Source organism: Streptomyces sp. NPDC093984 (assembly GCF_044764595.1).
GTDB lineage: Bacteria > Actinomycetota > Actinomycetes > Streptomycetales > Streptomycetaceae > Streptomyces > Streptomyces cynarae.
In genome coordinates this window covers 1-14,136 of record NZ_JBIWIM010000023.1, presented here as the reverse complement: position 1 = coordinate 14,136, position 14,136 = coordinate 1, and the positions used below count along the sequence as shown (strand labels likewise).

Genomic DNA, 14,136 nt, shown 5'->3' with positions numbered 1-14,136 from the left:
CTACATGCGGCAGATGCTGCAAGAAGTGATCGGGCGGGGCTGGGAAGACTGGCTGGCCAAGCGGTTGGCCGTAGAGCAGGACAGCGCGGCCGACGCCGATGCCTCGTCAGCGATGCTCGGGAAGCTCCAGAAGCGGTGGGCGGAGCTGCTGGGGCCGGTTGGCGAGTACACCACTCCAGTCGGCTACGACAGTCACGACCTGGTGCTCGAGGTTGAGTGCCAGCCCGGTGGCTGGTCCCTCCAGATGAAACTCCTCGCCGATCAGGTGATCCCCATCCTGAACTCGGACCTCGGGTTCGACGCGATCCAGAGGCTGTCCATCACCCCAGACCCGGATCGCTGACGGCGTGCGCCGGCCGCGAGCCCTTGAAAGGGGCAGGCGTACCGGGCGGCCGTACACCGCCCGCGCCGGGGTGGGGGGTGCCCGATACTGTCTCACAGGCCGCCATGTGTGCCGAGGTAGAAGAGCACCAGGAGCGTGATCCCGAAGAAGGCGAGCCAGAACAGGGCGAGCTTGTCTGAGTTCTTCTGCTGGTAGGCCCAACGGGGACCGAAGTCGCGCTTGTACTTCTGCTCATGCCCCTTGCGCACGACACGCTCGTACTCGGTCTCTTCTCGGTTCTCGTCCATGGCGTCCCCTCTCCCCTCGCCACTATGACGAGAAGAGAGAGAGTGGACAAATGTCCTTGCTACGCGGGCAAGAACGGCTTCTGAAGGCTTGCGAGCAGGGGCAGACCCGTCACGGGGGCAAACGAGCCTGCCCCTGCACGCTGGCGCCCGCGTACCTCCCCCAAGAGGACAGGCGCCGACCCCACTGGGGTCACTCTGTCCAGCGCCCCGTGCAGCGAGAGTGTCACAGGCAACAGCTCACGGTTGCTAGATCAACACCTCTGTGTAGAGCAGCACTTACATGCATCACGTCCACGTCGCAGCCACTCCACGGTAGGTGAGGAGTCCTCCCAAGGGGCATCCGTACCCATGCGCCCAAGAGAGGGCGCAGCCCGGCCTCCCACCGAAGATCGACGTCACCCCACAGGCTTGAACGTCCCGCACTCGTTCTTGAACAACTCCCCAGGCCGCAGAGTGACCGTAAGCGTCGTCGCCTGTGTCACGAACTTGTTCTCGATGATGTCCCCTGACCGCGACGTCCGCTCCCAATAGCACTCCGAGAAATGCCCGGTCGCACGGTATGTACCCGGGGCGATCTCCTGTACGTCCGAATCGGACGACGGGTGTACGGCTTCGGGTTGGCCGTCACCTCGTACTCGCCCCCCGACAGCCACCGCTCGTAATGCCCGGACGCCGCCTGCTTCACCGTGGACGTCCACTTGGGGCACAGCTTCGGCACCCCGAACTCGAGGATTTTGACCCCGTCGCCGTCCATGTTCCCGCTCTCCGCTAGCCACTGTGGACGCGACGCGCCATCCTTGGCCGACACCGGCAGCGAGTCGCAGATGTCCTGTACGTACTCCGAGGCCGAGCTGTATGTGGAGTCGTCATACACCCAACCCTCTTCGTCGGCTTTCTTATCGATGTCCCCTTCCGAGGTGGGCGGATACTCCGTCGCCGTGTCCTCCGTCGGCACTGCATCCGACTCAACTGCCGAAGCCGACGTGGCCGGCGCGCTCGCCTTCGCGTCCTCTGTCCCCGAGCTGCCCCCGCAGCCCCCAACCAACAGCACCGCGGCCACCGCAGCAGCCGCAGCCCCCACCCTGCGCATCTCACTCATGCCGCGCATCGTCCACCCCAACACAGGCCAGGGGAACCCGAATGCGAATATCAGCGAACAGTTGTGGAGCGGACCGGCACCACAAGCGGAGCGGTAGAACCCGGCCGGCCCAGGGACAGCCCAGGGCTGCAGTGGCTACATCAGTCACAGATGAGACACGAAGCGTGCATGGAGGCTACACAGGTTTCTAGGGCACCTCCACAATGGCCCCTCCGTGCAACAACCTTGGGGGCAAACCATGGCCTACAACCAGAACCCGTACATCAACGCGCCCATCACCCCGACCCGGCCGCGCATGTTTGGATCGACCGTCGCACGCGTCATCTGGACGATCGTGCCCGTGGTCAGCATGACCCTGCTCGCCGCGCTGCCCTTCGTCGTGGCCGCCGTAAAGGGCGTCATCAAGCCCTGGCTGGCAGCGGTGTATGTGATCGCCGAGGTCGCCGTCCTCGTCTTCTCCACGGCTGTATCCGGCAACGACCCGCAGAACTGGACTGGGCTCCTGCTCATCCTGCTGATGGTCGTGTCGGCCACTCACACCGCCCTGCTCGACAGCGAGAAGATCCGGATCGGTAAGTAGTCAGGAGTGATCGGCGCCATGCCGACCTACGGATGACGAACGCGCTCAACCGCAAAGCCGAGGCAGCGCGCCAGGAAGTCTTCGGCGACTCGTAACGCGACTGACCGAAAGGACACACCGTGCGGCTGCGCTGGCGCATCCCCCTTCCGGGTCCGTTCTCCATCGGCGGCAGCATTCCCCTGACCGGCGGACGAGGACGCCGCGGCGGTGGCGGGGGCGGCTGCATCACTGCACCGTTCCTGCTGCTGTGGTGGTGTCTCGTCTTCGAGGTGTGGGTGTGCTGGTGGATGCTCAAGCCGTTCTACATCGTCGGTGTGCTGGCGCACCGCAGAGCCACAGGGCGGCACACGCCGATCTGGCGCAGCCGCAGCGGCTGGTGGTGACCGACAGGCATGGGCGTACGCTGACGTGAAGCCCTTGAAAGGGGCAGGCGTACCGGGCGGCCGTACACCGCCCGCGTCGGGGCGGGCCGCAACATCCACAAGGACCGCCGACTGCGGGAGTTCATCGACACCCACGACTGGATCACCTGCTACTTCCTCCCGGCCTACGCACCCGACCTCAACCCCGTCGAGGGCATCTGGTCCCTGCTGCGGCGCAGCAGCCAGGTCAACACCGCCTTCACCGACCCCGACCACCTCATCAGCACGCTCCGACACGGCCTCCGCCAGATCCAGTACCGCAGCAACCTCATCAACGGATGCCTCGCCGAAACCGGCCTCACCTTGACGACATCACGGCGACAACGTCAGTAGTTCCCGATAGGGATGTGACGTTTCGCCCAGCCCGTCGACCTGTCGCAGCACACCGTGACGGCCCCATACTCCAGGACCTGACGAACCGACGGGTGAACGAGCACGGTGAGCGCAGCAGCGGCAGCAGGGACCTGGAAGCTCGGGCACCGGCCGGAACCAACACCGCGCAAGGCGCCGCTGGTGGCCGCCTGAGCCGGGTTGGCGACGAGCAACGCCGCCAACGAGACCAGGCCGCAACCGCGGCGGCAGCCCCGCAGACAGGTGTCTGCGGCTGCACTTTCGCCTGTGCATGGGAACCTCGTAATCCTCGAGTGAGCGGTGCTGGTTGGCCCCGTCGGAGGCTATGCAGACTGTCGAATGCGATGGCGGCCGGCACGTTCGTTATGCCGAACAAAGGTCGAATTATCGAGCAAGCTGGATCATAGAGAACCGCTGAGCGGCGTCAATACCTCTCGCATGATTCGCGAGCCGGAATTTTCGCAGGGCTTGCGCCGTAGACGGGTCAACCTCCGGGCTCTCTGGTGAGCCGAGAGACAGGACTGGCACAGGCAGTTGGTGGCCGCCGCCTGCGGATGGGGTCCGTCGTTTCCACCCGTCTGGAACGAACGGTTCGAGGTCTTGACGCCCCTCTGGAGTTCGCCGATAGTCATGCCTTGATCCGAACGGCCGAGTGACAGCCGATGCGCCGCCGAATTGTTAGCGCTAACAATTCGGCGGCGACCCGTCGGCAGATCCGTAGTCCCGGACGTGTCCGCCCGCCCTCAGGCCCCATCAGCCCACCCTCGGCCCACCGCGAACCCCGTCGGGGCGCGGCTTGCCGTCCCCACATCGACGCACAAGGGAGTTCATGGTGCCTGTGTTGCACACTTTCCGACGACTGCGCCAGAGGCTCGTTGTCTCCTTGGCCGCGGTGGCGCTCGCCTTCGCCGGCCTTATCGCCTTCAGTGGAGCCTCGCACGCCGCTACACAAGGGCCCTGCGACACTTACGCGGCGGGCGGCACGCCGTGTGCCGCGGCGCACAGCACCACCCGCGCGCTGTTCGCGTCCTACAGCGGCCCGCTTTACCAGGTGCAGCGGGCCTCGGACGGTACCTTGCACGACATCGGGGTACTGACCGCCGGGGGTGTCGCCAACGCCGCGGCGCAGGACTCGTTCTGCGCGGGCACCACCTGCACCATCACCCGCGTCTACGACCAGGCCGGCGGCGGCAACACCCTGGTCTACCAGGGACCCGGCGGGACCGGCGGCGCCGACACGGCGGCCACCGCGAACACCGAAGCGCTCAGCGTGGGCGGCCAGAAGGCTTACGCGCTTTACATCAACCCGGGCAACAGCTACTTCGCCTACAACTCCTCTGGTGGGGTGCCGACCGGCAGCTCACCGGAGGGCGAGTACATGGTCACCAGCGGCACCCACGTCAACAGCGGCTGCTGCTTCGACTACGGAAACACGGAGATCGACCACAAGGCCGACGGCAACGGCGCCATGGACGCGATCAACTTCAGCACGGAATGCTGGTTCGGCGGCTGCAGCGGCACCGGGCCGTGGGTGCAGGCGGACCTGGAGAACGGCCTGTTCTCCGGCGGCAGCAAGACGTGGAACCCCAACCAGGTCTCCGAGACCAGCCACTTCGTCACCGCGATGCTCAAGAACAACGGCACCACCCAGATGGCGCTCAAGGGCGCAAGCGCCCAGTCCGGGAGCCTGACCCAGCTCTACAGCGGCGCACTGCCCACCGGGTACAACCCCATGCACAAGCAGGGCGCCATCATCCTCGGCAGCGGCGGCGACTGCTGCCAGACCAACCGCAACGCGAGCGCGGGCACCTTCTACGAGGGCGCCATGGTCAAGGGCTACCCCTCCGACGCCACCGACGCCGCGGTCCAGGCCAACATCGCCGCGGCCGGCTACAGCACCAACACCACCAACCCCTTCACCCCGGGCGCGAAGGTCTCGCTGCAGGCCACCACCCCATGCTGCACCACCGACTACCTGCAGCACGACACCAGCGACGACAACGTCGTGATCGCGCCGGTGACCTCCAGCAGTTCCGCCACCGACAAGGGCAACGCCACCTGGATCGTCCGCGTCGGCCTGGCCAACAGCAACTGCGTCTCCTTCGAGTCGGCCAACACACCTGGCAGTTACATCAGGCACTACGCGTTCCGGCTCCACCTTCAGCCCAATGACGGCACCAGCCAGTTCGCCGCCGACGCCACCTTCTGCGCCAAGCCGGGAAACAGCGGTACGGGCTACTCACTGCAGTCCTTCAACTACCCGACGAAGTACATCCGCCACTACGACTTCGCCGCCTACATCGCAAGCAACGGCGGTACCAACGCCTGGGACAACCCCACGTCGTGGGCCCAGGACACCAGCTGGCTCGCCGCCTCCCCCTGGAGCTGACGAGCAACCAGCCCCGGGTCCGGCGCGCAAGACGGCCGAAGCCGCACCGGACCCGGAGGCGTCGACCCAACCCGCGCCGTCCGCACGGCCGGACACCCGGGGTTCGTCGGCGCGCACCTCACACCCCACCCTGTGAAGGAGTTGTTCATGCCCAAACCACCGTGGATCCGCCGCGTCAGGCGCGCGCTTCTCGCGGCCGGTGCCACCGCCGCGCTCGCCGCCGGCCTGCTCACCGCCACGGCCACCACCTCGCAGGCCGCCACCCAGGGGCCGTGCGACATCTACGCCGCAGGGGGCACCCCCTGCGTCGCCGCGCACAGCACCACCCGCGCCCTGTACGCGGCGTACAACGGCCCGCTGTACCAGGTCAGGCGCGCCTCCGACAACACCACCCTGAACATCGGCCTGCTGAGCGCCGGCGGATACGCCAACGCCGCCGCGCAGGACTCCTTCTGCGCGGGCACCAGCTGCGTCATCACCGTCATCTACGACCAGTCCGGCAAGGGCAACAATCTCACCCAGGCACCCGCGGGCGGAGCCGCCGGCGGGCCGGACAACCTCGCCAACGCCTTCGAGGCGCCGGTCACCGTCGGCGGGCACGAGGCCTACGGCGTCTACGTCGCCCCCGGCACCGGCTACCGCAACAACAACACCAACGGCATCGCCACCGGAGACCAGCCCGAGGGCATGTACGCGATCTTCGACGGCACGCACTTCAACGGCGGCTGCTGCTTCGACTACGGCAACGCCGAGACCAGCAGCACCGACACCGGCAACGGCCACATGGAGGCCATCTACTTCGGCAACAGCAAGACGTGGGGCTACGGCAGCGGCAACGGCCCCTGGGTCATGGCCGACCTGGAGAACGGCCTGTTCTCCGGGGTCAACCGCGGGTTCAACGCGGGCGACCCCACCGTCAACAACCGGTTCCTGACCGCCATGCTCAAGGGCGGCCCGAACCAGTGGGCCATCCGCGGCGGCAACGCCCAGTCGGGCAGCCTGTCCACCTACTACAGCGGCGTGCGCCCCAACGTCTCCGGCTACAACCCGATGCACAAGGAGGGCGCCATCATCCTCGGCATCGGCGGCGACAACAGCAAGGGCGCCCAAGGCACCTTCTACGAAGGCGTCATGACCTCGGGCTACCCCTCGGACACCACTGAGAACGCCGTACAGGCAAACATCACCGCCGCCGGCTACAACAGCGGCTCGACCAGCACCGGCTCGCTGACGCCCGGCTCCCGGATCTCCCTGCAGGCCACCACCGCCCCCTGCTGCACCTCGGACTACCTCCGCCACGACGACGCCGACACCAAGGTCGTCATCTCCAACATCAACTCCTCCAGCTCGGCCACCGACAAGGCCGACGCGACGTGGATCGTCCGCGCCGGCCTGGCCAACAGCTCCTGCCTGTCCTTCGAGTCCGCCAACAACCCCGGCCAATTCCTGCGGCACTACAACTTCGAGCTCTACCTGAATACGGACAACGGCGCCAGCACGTTCGCGCAGGACGCCACCTTCTGCCCCACCACGGGCAACAGCGGGGTCGGCCACTCCTTCCAGTCCGTCAACTACCCGACGAAATACATCCGCCACTACAACTTCACGGCCTACATAGCCAGCAATGGCGGCTCCAACGTCTGGGACTCCACGTCGTCGTGGGCCCAGGACACCAGTTGGCTCACCGCATCTCCCTGGAGCTGACGAGCAACCGACCTCTCTGAGCGCCTCCAGCGCATGATGACCCACTCGACGAGGGCGTGGGGCAGGTCGAGTGCGGCAGGATAGGCGCCCAACGAAGCTCCTGTGCCGGTGGGTTGACAGTTGGAACACGTCTCTCAACGGCACGGGAGCCTCGTGCGTCGCGCACCCTGCCTGCATCACCCGATCAGTGACCAAGCTGAAAAGCTGAATGCGAGCTATTGCACCACCCTGGGGGCCGCCCACCACGAGGACTATTCGGATGCCGGCCTCCAGAACCTTCCCCTCGACGCGCTGGCCAGCCTCAGTCACGGTCATCTCGGTCGTCCGACGGTCGACGGATTCCTTGGCTCGTACCTGGAAACGGTCACCATTCGTTCCTGCAATCCGCGAACATCCACAGCGGTGGTCGACTTGTATGTCACGGTTCGTCGGTTCGGGGCGGCAGGGGAGGCGGTTACGGGGTGGAGGACTGAGTAGTTCGGCGAGTCGCACGAGCGCATCGCGGGAGCGGTGCTGGCTGATGGCAGCGAGCACAAGCCGGTGGACTCGGACGTCGGCAGCGGCTCCGCCGGGCACGAGACCAGCGAGTCCTGCGCCCTTGACCCGCGGGCCCCGGCGTACACGGAAAACCGGGTGGGATCACTGAGGCGAGGACGGCTATGGTCTGGGGACCGGGATCGCGCGGTCCCGGCAGGCTGCGGCGCCGTGGCAGAGCGGTCCATTGCAATCGTCGTGCGGAAGGCCCTCCGCGCGACGACTGATGAGGCCCGGGCGGGCCCTGTCCGTCCTCGTCCGCGGGTTCGAATCCCGTCGGCGTCTGCAGCCGGCCCTTCCAACTTCGGCTGCGCCTTGAGGAAGTCAGGAGGGCGGCGCGTGAGGCTCCCCGTCGACCAAGACATGGTCCAAGTGGGCTGCTCAGGGAGAGGACCAGCAGTAGCCCCCAGCGTCCTACGGTCGGACGTTGCCTGTTGCGGCACTAACTTGTCGGCCAGTCCAGGTACGGGGCTTCCGACCTGGAGCTTTGACCTCGACGGCTAATAGGACTCCGTTAGGTCTTCCGGTTCGGGCTGCTCCTGGGCATGGTGGATGTGTGGCTGCACACGAAGTGAACCGTGTACGGGCCAGGTTGGCGCTATACGTGGCTGATGTGTTCGCCTCGGTGCCGCGCAAGAACCAACGGGCCAAGGGCGACTGCTACCTGCGGGGACTGATGTCGGACGGCCGCCGCAAGTCGATCCAGGCCATGGCCGCTCGGCTGCCGGACGGCAACGAGCAGAACCAGGGGAGCACCGCCGACCGGACAGAGGCGCTGCGGCTGATGACCAAGACGTACATGGACTACATGCATCTGAACGCGCCCGCGCACACATGGGACGTGGACTGACACCCGCTCAGTGCCAGCCCTCAGCGCTATGCGGCCCGGCGGGCGTCGGCGTCCCTCCACTGCGCGGCGGCCGTCAGCGGAACGGCGACGGGCGGCTCCGCCGAGGTGGTCAGCTCGATGCGCCGTCCCTCGGCCGACGAACGCAGGAGGGCGCTCATCGTCTCCAGCACATGCAGGGCGAGGTCACCGTTCGCGCGGGGTGCCCGCCGCTCGCCCGCGGCGACGAAGTCGAGCAGGCCGAGGCCGCGTGCGCCGTCCACGTAGCCCGCGGACGGGGGGAGCGGGTGCCACTGGGTGCCGCCGAGTTCGAAGAGCCGTACCTCACCGTCGAAGTGGTTCGGATCCGGGACCGCCAGGGTTCCCGCGTCGCCGTGCACCTCGATCGGCGCGGCTGTGGCGGCCACCCCGTCGAAGCTCGTCGTGATCGTCGTCAGCGTCCCGTTCACATGCTCGAGCACACCGGAGACATGACTGTCCACCTCCACCGGTATCCGCTCGCCCGCGCGCGGGCCGGAACCGATGACGCGCTCGGTACGCAGCCGGCTGGCCGCCCCGATCACGGCCCGCACCGGGCCCAGGAGGTGGACCAGGGACGTCAGGTAGTACGGCCCCATGTCCAGCAGCGGGCCACCCCCGGCGGCGTAGTAGAAGTCGGGGTGAGGATGCCAGCGTTCATGCCCCGCGGTGACCATCACGGCGGACGCGAACTGGGGACGCCCGATGCTTCCCGCCGCCACCGCCGCGCGCGCCGTCTGGATTCCGGTGCCCAGCACGGTGTCCGGCGCGCACCCCACCCCCACACCGGCCTGCGCGGCGGCCTCCACCACGGCGTACGCGGCAGGCAGGTCGGCAGCCAGCGGCTTCTCCCCGTAGACGTGCTTCCCGTGGCCGATCGCGCCGAGGGCGATCTCGGAGTGGGCCGCGGGGACGGTGAGGTTCAGCACCGTGTCCACATCCGGGCTGCTCAGCAACTCCTCAACGGACACGGCCCGCACGCCGGGCAGTTCGGCGGCGACCGCTGCCGACCGGGAGGCGTCGAGATCGGCGACCGCGGTGACGCGTACCGCGGGATGGCCGACGAGCGTGTCCAGGTACGCGCGGGAGATGACGCCGAGACCTACGACGCCGATGCGGTGCGCGTCGCCCACAGCATGCCCCTTTCGATGATGGTGCGGACGTTCGGGTTCTCCAGCACGTCGAGACTGTGCCCCGGTGTCGTCACCACGATCCGCCCGGCACCCCACCGCCGGGTCCAGACCGCAGGCGAGGTCACCGGCCGGTGCCAGGGCTGCCACGGCCGGGCGGGATGGGTGGTGGTGGCCAGGACGTCGATCAGGTCGTCGTGGAGCACCCAGTACTGCTCGGTGTGCAGCTCGAAGTCCTCGATGCCCGCGGTGACGGGGTGCTCGCGGCCGAGGTCCGTGATGTTGACGACGTACGGCAGGTAGTTGTCCTCCTGAACGCCCCGGCGTTCACACGGCTCCTTGCCCGGGTGGGTCGCGAACTGCCCTCCCACCAGATGGAGATAGTCGGACGAGGCGCGGAACGAGTCGGCGATGCCGCCGTGCCAGCCGGTGAAGCCCGTGCCGGCCTCGACCGCCGCGCTCAGTCCCGCCAGCTGCTCGGCGCTGATCTCCGACATCGTGACGCACTGCACGACGAGATCGGTGCGGGCCATCTCGGCGGCGTCGGCGTAGACGTCGGTCGACTCCTCGACCCGGACGTCGTATCCGTTGCCGCGCAGGAAGGGCAGGAACAGCTCCGTGGCCCGGACCGGCTGGTGCCCCTCCCAACCGCCTCTGACCACTAGGGCCTTCTTCCGCGTCATCTCGTGCCTACTCGTCCCTTCTCGTCTCTCCTCGAGCCGCAGACTTGAGACTTGAGGCCGAAGAACCGCGCCCTCACTATGCGTCAGGCGCTCGCCCGCAGGGAAGAGAGTCACCGGATTCCGCGACACTTTCACTCAAGGGCGACTTCGGGCGTGGCCTCCGTCTCATATTCAGCCTTGTTCCCAGGCACGGTGGGCGGCCGCATGGCGGGTCGGGACGCCGAGCTTGGACATGGCCGCGGAGAGGTAGTTGCGCACCGTGCCGGGCGCCAGGTGCACATCGGCCGCGATCTCGGCGATCGACGCGCCCGTGCGGGCGGCGCGCAGGACCTACGGTTCCCGGTCGGTGAGGGGACAGTCGTCCTCGGTCAGCGCGGAGGCGGCGATGTCCGGGTCCACATAGCGGCGGCCGGCGGCGATGTCGCGGATGATCTCCGCCAGCCGGGCCGCCGGCGTCGTCTTGGGGACGAAACCGCGCACCCCGGCGGCCAGGGCCCGGCGCAGCACGGCCGGCCGGGCGTGCCGCGTCACCAGGACGACATGGGTGGGCAGTTCGGCCCGGATCTCGTCGGCGGCGCGCAGCCCGTCGGTCGGCGGCATCTCCAGGTCGAGGACGGCGATGTCGGGACGGTGTTCGCGGGCCAGCCGCACCGCCTCGGTGGAGGTGGCCGCCTCGGCGACGAGGGTGAGATCCGTCTCCAGCGCGAGCAGCGCGGCCAGGGCGCTTCCAGGAGTTCCGCCTGGTCCTGCGGCGACCACTCGACGTCGTCCGAGCGCAGGGACGTCACCGCGGCCTTGATGCCGGCGAGCGGGGTGCGCAGGTCGTGGCTGACGGCGGCCAGCAGGGCGGTGCGGATGCGGTTGCCCTCGGCCAGTTCCTTGGCTTGGTCGGCCTCCTGCTGAAGGCGCCGGCGGTCCGGGACGACGGCGGCTTGGGCCGCGAAGGCACCAAGGACCCTGCGGTCCTCGGCCGGCAGGACCCGGCCGGTGAGCGCCAGTGTCATGTGGTCGCCGGCCGGAACGTCCACGTCGGCCTCCTCGGGTGAGGCGCAGGGGCGGGGGCCCACGCTGCCGGCGCAGGTCCAGGGCGCAACGTCGCTCTCGCGTTCGAGCAATGCCACGGATTCCATACCGAAGGTCTCCCGGACCCGGTCAAGGAGGGCCTCCAGGCTGGTCTCGCCGCGCAGGACGTTGCCGGCGAGGAAGGAGAGGATCTCCGACTCGGCTCTCAGTCGTGCCGCCTGGTGGGTGCGGCGGGCGGCCAGGTCCACCACGGATGCCACGGACAGGGCGACTCCGAAGAACACCGCGATGGCGACGATGTTCTTGGGATCGGCGATCGTCCAGGTGCGGACCGGGGGAGTGAATTACCAGGTAACCCATGCCGGGTTCGGTGATGAGAGCCGTACCTGCCCCGGACTTCAGTGTGTGCGCCCGGCGAGGAACGCATCCTCGGCTGCATACTCGAAGAACCTGCTGAAGTACGGGTCCTCCGTCTTCGGCAGGATCCCCGCCCGGTCGCCGGCCCGGGCGGCGTCGAGCAACCAGTCGATCTCAGCAGCGACTGTCGTCGCGTAATCGCCGGCTGGCCGGTACCCGAGAGCTTCCGCGGCGGAGGTGTCGAGCACCACCGGGTGGGGCGAGTCCCATGGGGTTCGACCCAGGGTGTCCGGAGCCGTGTCGTCGAGGAGAACTTCTTCCCAGGTGTGCTTCAGGTGCCGGGCGATGGTGCGGAAGATCTCGAGTGCGCTCGGCGCGTCGGGGTCCGCGCAGTTGAGGATGCGCGCGCCGGGCTTGTCGGCGGCCGTTTCGATGAGAGCGGCGATGTTGGCCGCCGCCGTCGGGTGGACGACCCCGTTGCCCCGGTTGGCGAGCAGCACAACACCGCGACGGTCCAGGGCGCGTTTGACGACCACCTATTCCCTGGGGCGGGCCGCGCCCACACGGTGGATGCGGGAAGGGCGCACGACAGTGATGGGCAAGCCGCTGTCCAGGGCGACATGCTCGGCCGCGACCTTGTTGGGGCCATATCCCTCCCGTGACTGGTAGTCCATGTCACCGGGGGGCAGGGTGGGCTGGGGTTTCGCGGACAGGGCCGTCGTAGCGGGGCGGGGCGTCGGAGTTGGAGTGGTTGCCGTCGGCATCGACGTACACGGCCTTGCTGGAGATCAACACCGTGGAGGTGGCGTTCCTGGCCAGTGGCAGCAGGAGCCGGGCGTCGAAAGTGGTGTAGCAGATGCAGTCGACCAGTAGGTCGGTACTCCCTCCCAGGGCAGCGTGGAGCCTGCTGTCGTCAGACCGGTCCGGTGCGACGAAGCGGGCTCCTGCGGCAGCGAGTTCAGACGGCATGTGGGCAGGGTTCCGGCCGGTGAGGTCCACCTGCCATCCGGCAGCGAGCAACCGCAGGGCGGCAGCGCGACCGATCAGGCCGGTACCACCGAGGATCAGGGCACGGGTGCATAAGACGATCTTATGCACCCGTGCCCTGGGCCCTCTCCCCGCCGATCCACAGGTTTTGACCATTACTCGCAAGAAGAAGAGCTGGAGTTCATCTGATCAGTCATGGCTTCTTCCTCGTGGAGGCGCGTGGGTCGATCCGCCGAAGGGCTCTCTGCCCCCCCGACGCCATCAAAACATATACCCCCAAGGGGTATCTCCGGAGGGGTGCGGGCGTGTTGGCTCGATGTCCGCAGGTCCGTGCCGGGTTTCCCGTCGCCCCCGATTGCCGGCCAGACGGGAACGTGCACGGGGGCGTGGGGGCCGATGCGCTGCGCCACCATCTGCCGGAAGTGCGTGCATTGGGTGAAGTCCTCGTGATCGCAGCCGAGCGCGCACTCGATGAGTTCCAGGGACGCCTGAGCGGCCAGAGGACGGGCTGCGCGGCGTGACGATGTCCCGGATCGCCGAACAGAGCGGCATCGGCCGGGCCACGCTGTACAAGTACTTCCCGGACGTCGAATCGATCGTCATGGCCTGGCACGAGCGTCAGATCGCCGGACACCTTGATCAACTCGCCGAACTCCGTGACCGCGCCGGCACCCCTGGAGAACGACTCGCCTCGGTGCTGGAGGCCTTCGCGTTCATCCAGCAGCAGCAGCGGCGGCACGGCCACGGGGGAGAGCTCTCGACGCTCCTGCACCAGGGCGGCCATGTGGCGCATGCGGAGCAGCATCTCCGTCACTTCGTTCGAGACCTGCTGGTCGAAGCCGCGCAGGCTGGTGAGGTCCGGGACGACGTCAGTCCGGACGAGCTGACCGGATTCTGTCTGCATGCGCTGGCAGGGGCCGGTGCCCTGCCGTCCAAGGCCGCGGTCAAGCGGCTCGTGACCGTCACCCTGGCCGGACTGCGCCCGCAGAGTTGATATGCCCCCGGTGACACATAAGCGGGGGCGACCGGCCTCGGCTCAGTCCGCCTGATCGGCGAGCCGCCCGGGTCTGTCACCACCGGGGACCCGACGGCCGGTCATCCGGCCTTGACCATCCTCCTGCCGCAGCAACACGTTGGGGCTTGCTGCCCCTGGCAGCTCGCCGGGGCAGCCTTGGTCACCGTCAGCTTGCAGCCGCAGTTCTCGTCCCGGCGGCGACAGACCTCTTTTTGATGCTCGTCGCCACCGTGCTGCTCATCGCCTTCCTTTTTCCTCGGCTCGGTGTATCTCTAGTAGGACTCCGTTAGGTCTGTGTGTCGACCTTGTTCTGGGGCACGGTGAGTATGTGGATGCACATGAAGTGAACCGTGTTCGGGCGACGTTG

General features: G+C 67.8%; 12 protein-coding genes, 1 tRNA gene and 4 pseudogenes. 9 read left to right on the top strand and 8 right to left on the bottom strand.

Translation table 11 applies throughout. The features are described from left to right. Positions 1 to 4 precede the first annotated feature (4 nt). Positions 5 to 343, top strand: a complete 339-nt coding sequence (locus tag ACIRC0_RS37140) for a DciA family protein (RefSeq protein WP_403625746.1) — start codon at positions 5 to 7, stop codon at positions 341 to 343. A 92-nt stretch (positions 344 to 435) separates the two neighbouring features. Here ACIRC0_RS37140 and ACIRC0_RS37135 read toward each other — a convergent pair whose 3' ends face one another. Continuing rightward, positions 436 to 630, bottom strand: coding sequence for a hypothetical protein (locus tag ACIRC0_RS37135; RefSeq protein WP_403625743.1), 195 nt, complete (start codon positions 628 to 630; stop codon positions 436 to 438). A 478-nt stretch (positions 631 to 1,108) separates the two neighbouring features. Beyond that, positions 1,109 to 1,729, bottom strand: coding sequence for a hypothetical protein (locus tag ACIRC0_RS37130; protein ID WP_403625740.1), 621 nt, complete (start codon positions 1,727 to 1,729; stop codon positions 1,109 to 1,111). Between the two features lie 238 nt (positions 1,730 to 1,967). Between ACIRC0_RS37130 and ACIRC0_RS37125 the strand changes: the two genes are divergently transcribed. From ACIRC0_RS37125 to ACIRC0_RS37095, 7 genes and pseudogenes are all read left to right on the top strand, one after another. Then, on the top strand, positions 1,968 to 2,309 hold the full coding sequence (locus ACIRC0_RS37125; RefSeq protein ID WP_403625737.1) for a hypothetical protein: 342 nt from the start codon (positions 1,968 to 1,970) through the stop codon (positions 2,307 to 2,309). A 119-nt stretch (positions 2,310 to 2,428) separates the two neighbouring features. Next, the gene (locus ACIRC0_RS37120) at positions 2,429 to 2,692 is read left to right on the top strand and encodes a hypothetical protein (RefSeq protein WP_403625734.1); all 264 of its coding nucleotides are present in this window, start codon (positions 2,429 to 2,431) and stop codon (positions 2,690 to 2,692) included. Between the two features lie 90 nt (positions 2,693 to 2,782). After that, positions 2,783 to 3,064: pseudogene (locus ACIRC0_RS37115) on the top strand (transposase); the annotation flags it as partial. A gap of 847 nt (positions 3,065 to 3,911) precedes the next feature. After that, a complete protein-coding gene (locus ACIRC0_RS37110; protein WP_403625730.1) occupies positions 3,912 to 5,471 on the top strand; it encodes an alpha-L-arabinofuranosidase B in 1,560 nt (519 codons plus the stop codon). Positions 5,472 to 5,618: 147 nt separating this feature from the next. Continuing rightward, positions 5,619 to 7,175 carry an alpha-L-arabinofuranosidase B gene (locus ACIRC0_RS37105; protein WP_403625727.1) on the top strand — a complete coding sequence of 519 codons (1,557 nt, stop codon included), beginning with the start codon at positions 5,619 to 5,621 and terminating at the stop codon, positions 7,173 to 7,175. A 699-nt stretch (positions 7,176 to 7,874) separates the two neighbouring features. Beyond that, positions 7,875 to 7,994: transfer RNA gene (locus tag ACIRC0_RS37100), tRNA-OTHER, on the top strand. A gap of 271 nt (positions 7,995 to 8,265) precedes the next feature. Beyond that, a pseudogene (locus ACIRC0_RS37095) lies at positions 8,266 to 8,454 on the top strand (transposase); the annotation flags it as partial. A 131-nt stretch (positions 8,455 to 8,585) separates the two neighbouring features. Here the strand turns inward: ACIRC0_RS37095 and ACIRC0_RS37090 are convergent. The 6 genes and pseudogenes from ACIRC0_RS37090 to ACIRC0_RS37065 form a co-directional block, all read right to left on the bottom strand. Further along, on the bottom strand, positions 8,586 to 9,707 hold the full coding sequence (locus tag ACIRC0_RS37090; RefSeq protein WP_403625724.1) for a Gfo/Idh/MocA family protein: 1,122 nt from the start codon (positions 9,705 to 9,707) through the stop codon (positions 8,586 to 8,588). Next, positions 9,677 to 10,387 carry a ThuA domain-containing protein gene (locus ACIRC0_RS37085; protein ID WP_403625722.1) on the bottom strand — a complete coding sequence of 237 codons (711 nt, stop codon included), beginning with the start codon at positions 10,385 to 10,387 and terminating at the stop codon, positions 9,677 to 9,679. Before ACIRC0_RS37085 ends, ACIRC0_RS37090 begins: the two co-directional genes overlap by 31 nt. A 171-nt stretch (positions 10,388 to 10,558) precedes the next feature. Continuing rightward, positions 10,559 to 11,146: pseudogene (locus ACIRC0_RS37080) on the bottom strand (DNA-binding response regulator). Then, a pseudogene (locus ACIRC0_RS37075) lies at positions 11,116 to 11,754 on the bottom strand (DUF4118 domain-containing protein); the annotation flags it as partial. The pseudogenes ACIRC0_RS37075 and ACIRC0_RS37080, both read right to left, overlap by 31 nt. 54 nt (positions 11,755 to 11,808) lie before the next feature. Next, positions 11,809 to 12,303, bottom strand: a complete 495-nt coding sequence (locus ACIRC0_RS37070) for a hypothetical protein (RefSeq protein WP_403625719.1) — start codon at positions 12,301 to 12,303, stop codon at positions 11,809 to 11,811. Positions 12,304 to 12,442: 139 nt separating this feature from the next. Continuing rightward, positions 12,443 to 12,910, bottom strand: coding sequence for an NAD-dependent epimerase/dehydratase family protein (locus tag ACIRC0_RS37065; RefSeq protein ID WP_403625716.1), 468 nt, complete (start codon positions 12,908 to 12,910; stop codon positions 12,443 to 12,445). A gap of 367 nt (positions 12,911 to 13,277) precedes the next feature. On the opposite strand from ACIRC0_RS37065, the gene ACIRC0_RS37060 reads away from it, so the two are divergent. Beyond that, positions 13,278 to 13,748 (top strand): TetR/AcrR family transcriptional regulator, encoded by a 471-nt coding sequence (locus ACIRC0_RS37060; RefSeq protein WP_403625799.1) that lies wholly within the window; start codon positions 13,278 to 13,280, stop codon positions 13,746 to 13,748. Positions 13,749 to 14,136: the final 388 nt, after the last annotated feature.

Coding starts and splice junctions, on each gene's coding strand:
- ACIRC0_RS37135 (WP_403625743.1), bottom strand. CDS start 630: ATGGACGAGAACCGAGAAGAGACCGAGTACGAGCGTGTCGTGCGCAAG.
- ACIRC0_RS37125 (WP_403625737.1), top strand. CDS start 1,968: ATGGCCTACAACCAGAACCCGTACATCAACGCGCCCATCACCCCGACC.
- ACIRC0_RS37060 (WP_403625799.1), top strand. CDS start 13,278: ATGTCCCGGATCGCCGAACAGAGCGGCATCGGCCGGGCCACGCTGTAC.
- ACIRC0_RS37140 (WP_403625746.1), top strand. CDS start 5: ATGCGGCAGATGCTGCAAGAAGTGATCGGGCGGGGCTGGGAAGACTGG.
- ACIRC0_RS37065 (WP_403625716.1), bottom strand. CDS start 12,910: ATGGTCAAAACCTGTGGATCGGCGGGGAGAGGGCCCAGGGCACGGGTG.
- ACIRC0_RS37085 (WP_403625722.1), bottom strand. CDS start 10,387: ATGACGCGGAAGAAGGCCCTAGTGGTCAGAGGCGGTTGGGAGGGGCAC.
- ACIRC0_RS37105 (WP_403625727.1), top strand. CDS start 5,619: ATGCCCAAACCACCGTGGATCCGCCGCGTCAGGCGCGCGCTTCTCGCG.
- ACIRC0_RS37110 (WP_403625730.1), top strand. CDS start 3,912: ATGGTGCCTGTGTTGCACACTTTCCGACGACTGCGCCAGAGGCTCGTT.
- ACIRC0_RS37130 (WP_403625740.1), bottom strand. CDS start 1,729: ATGAGTGAGATGCGCAGGGTGGGGGCTGCGGCTGCTGCGGTGGCCGCG.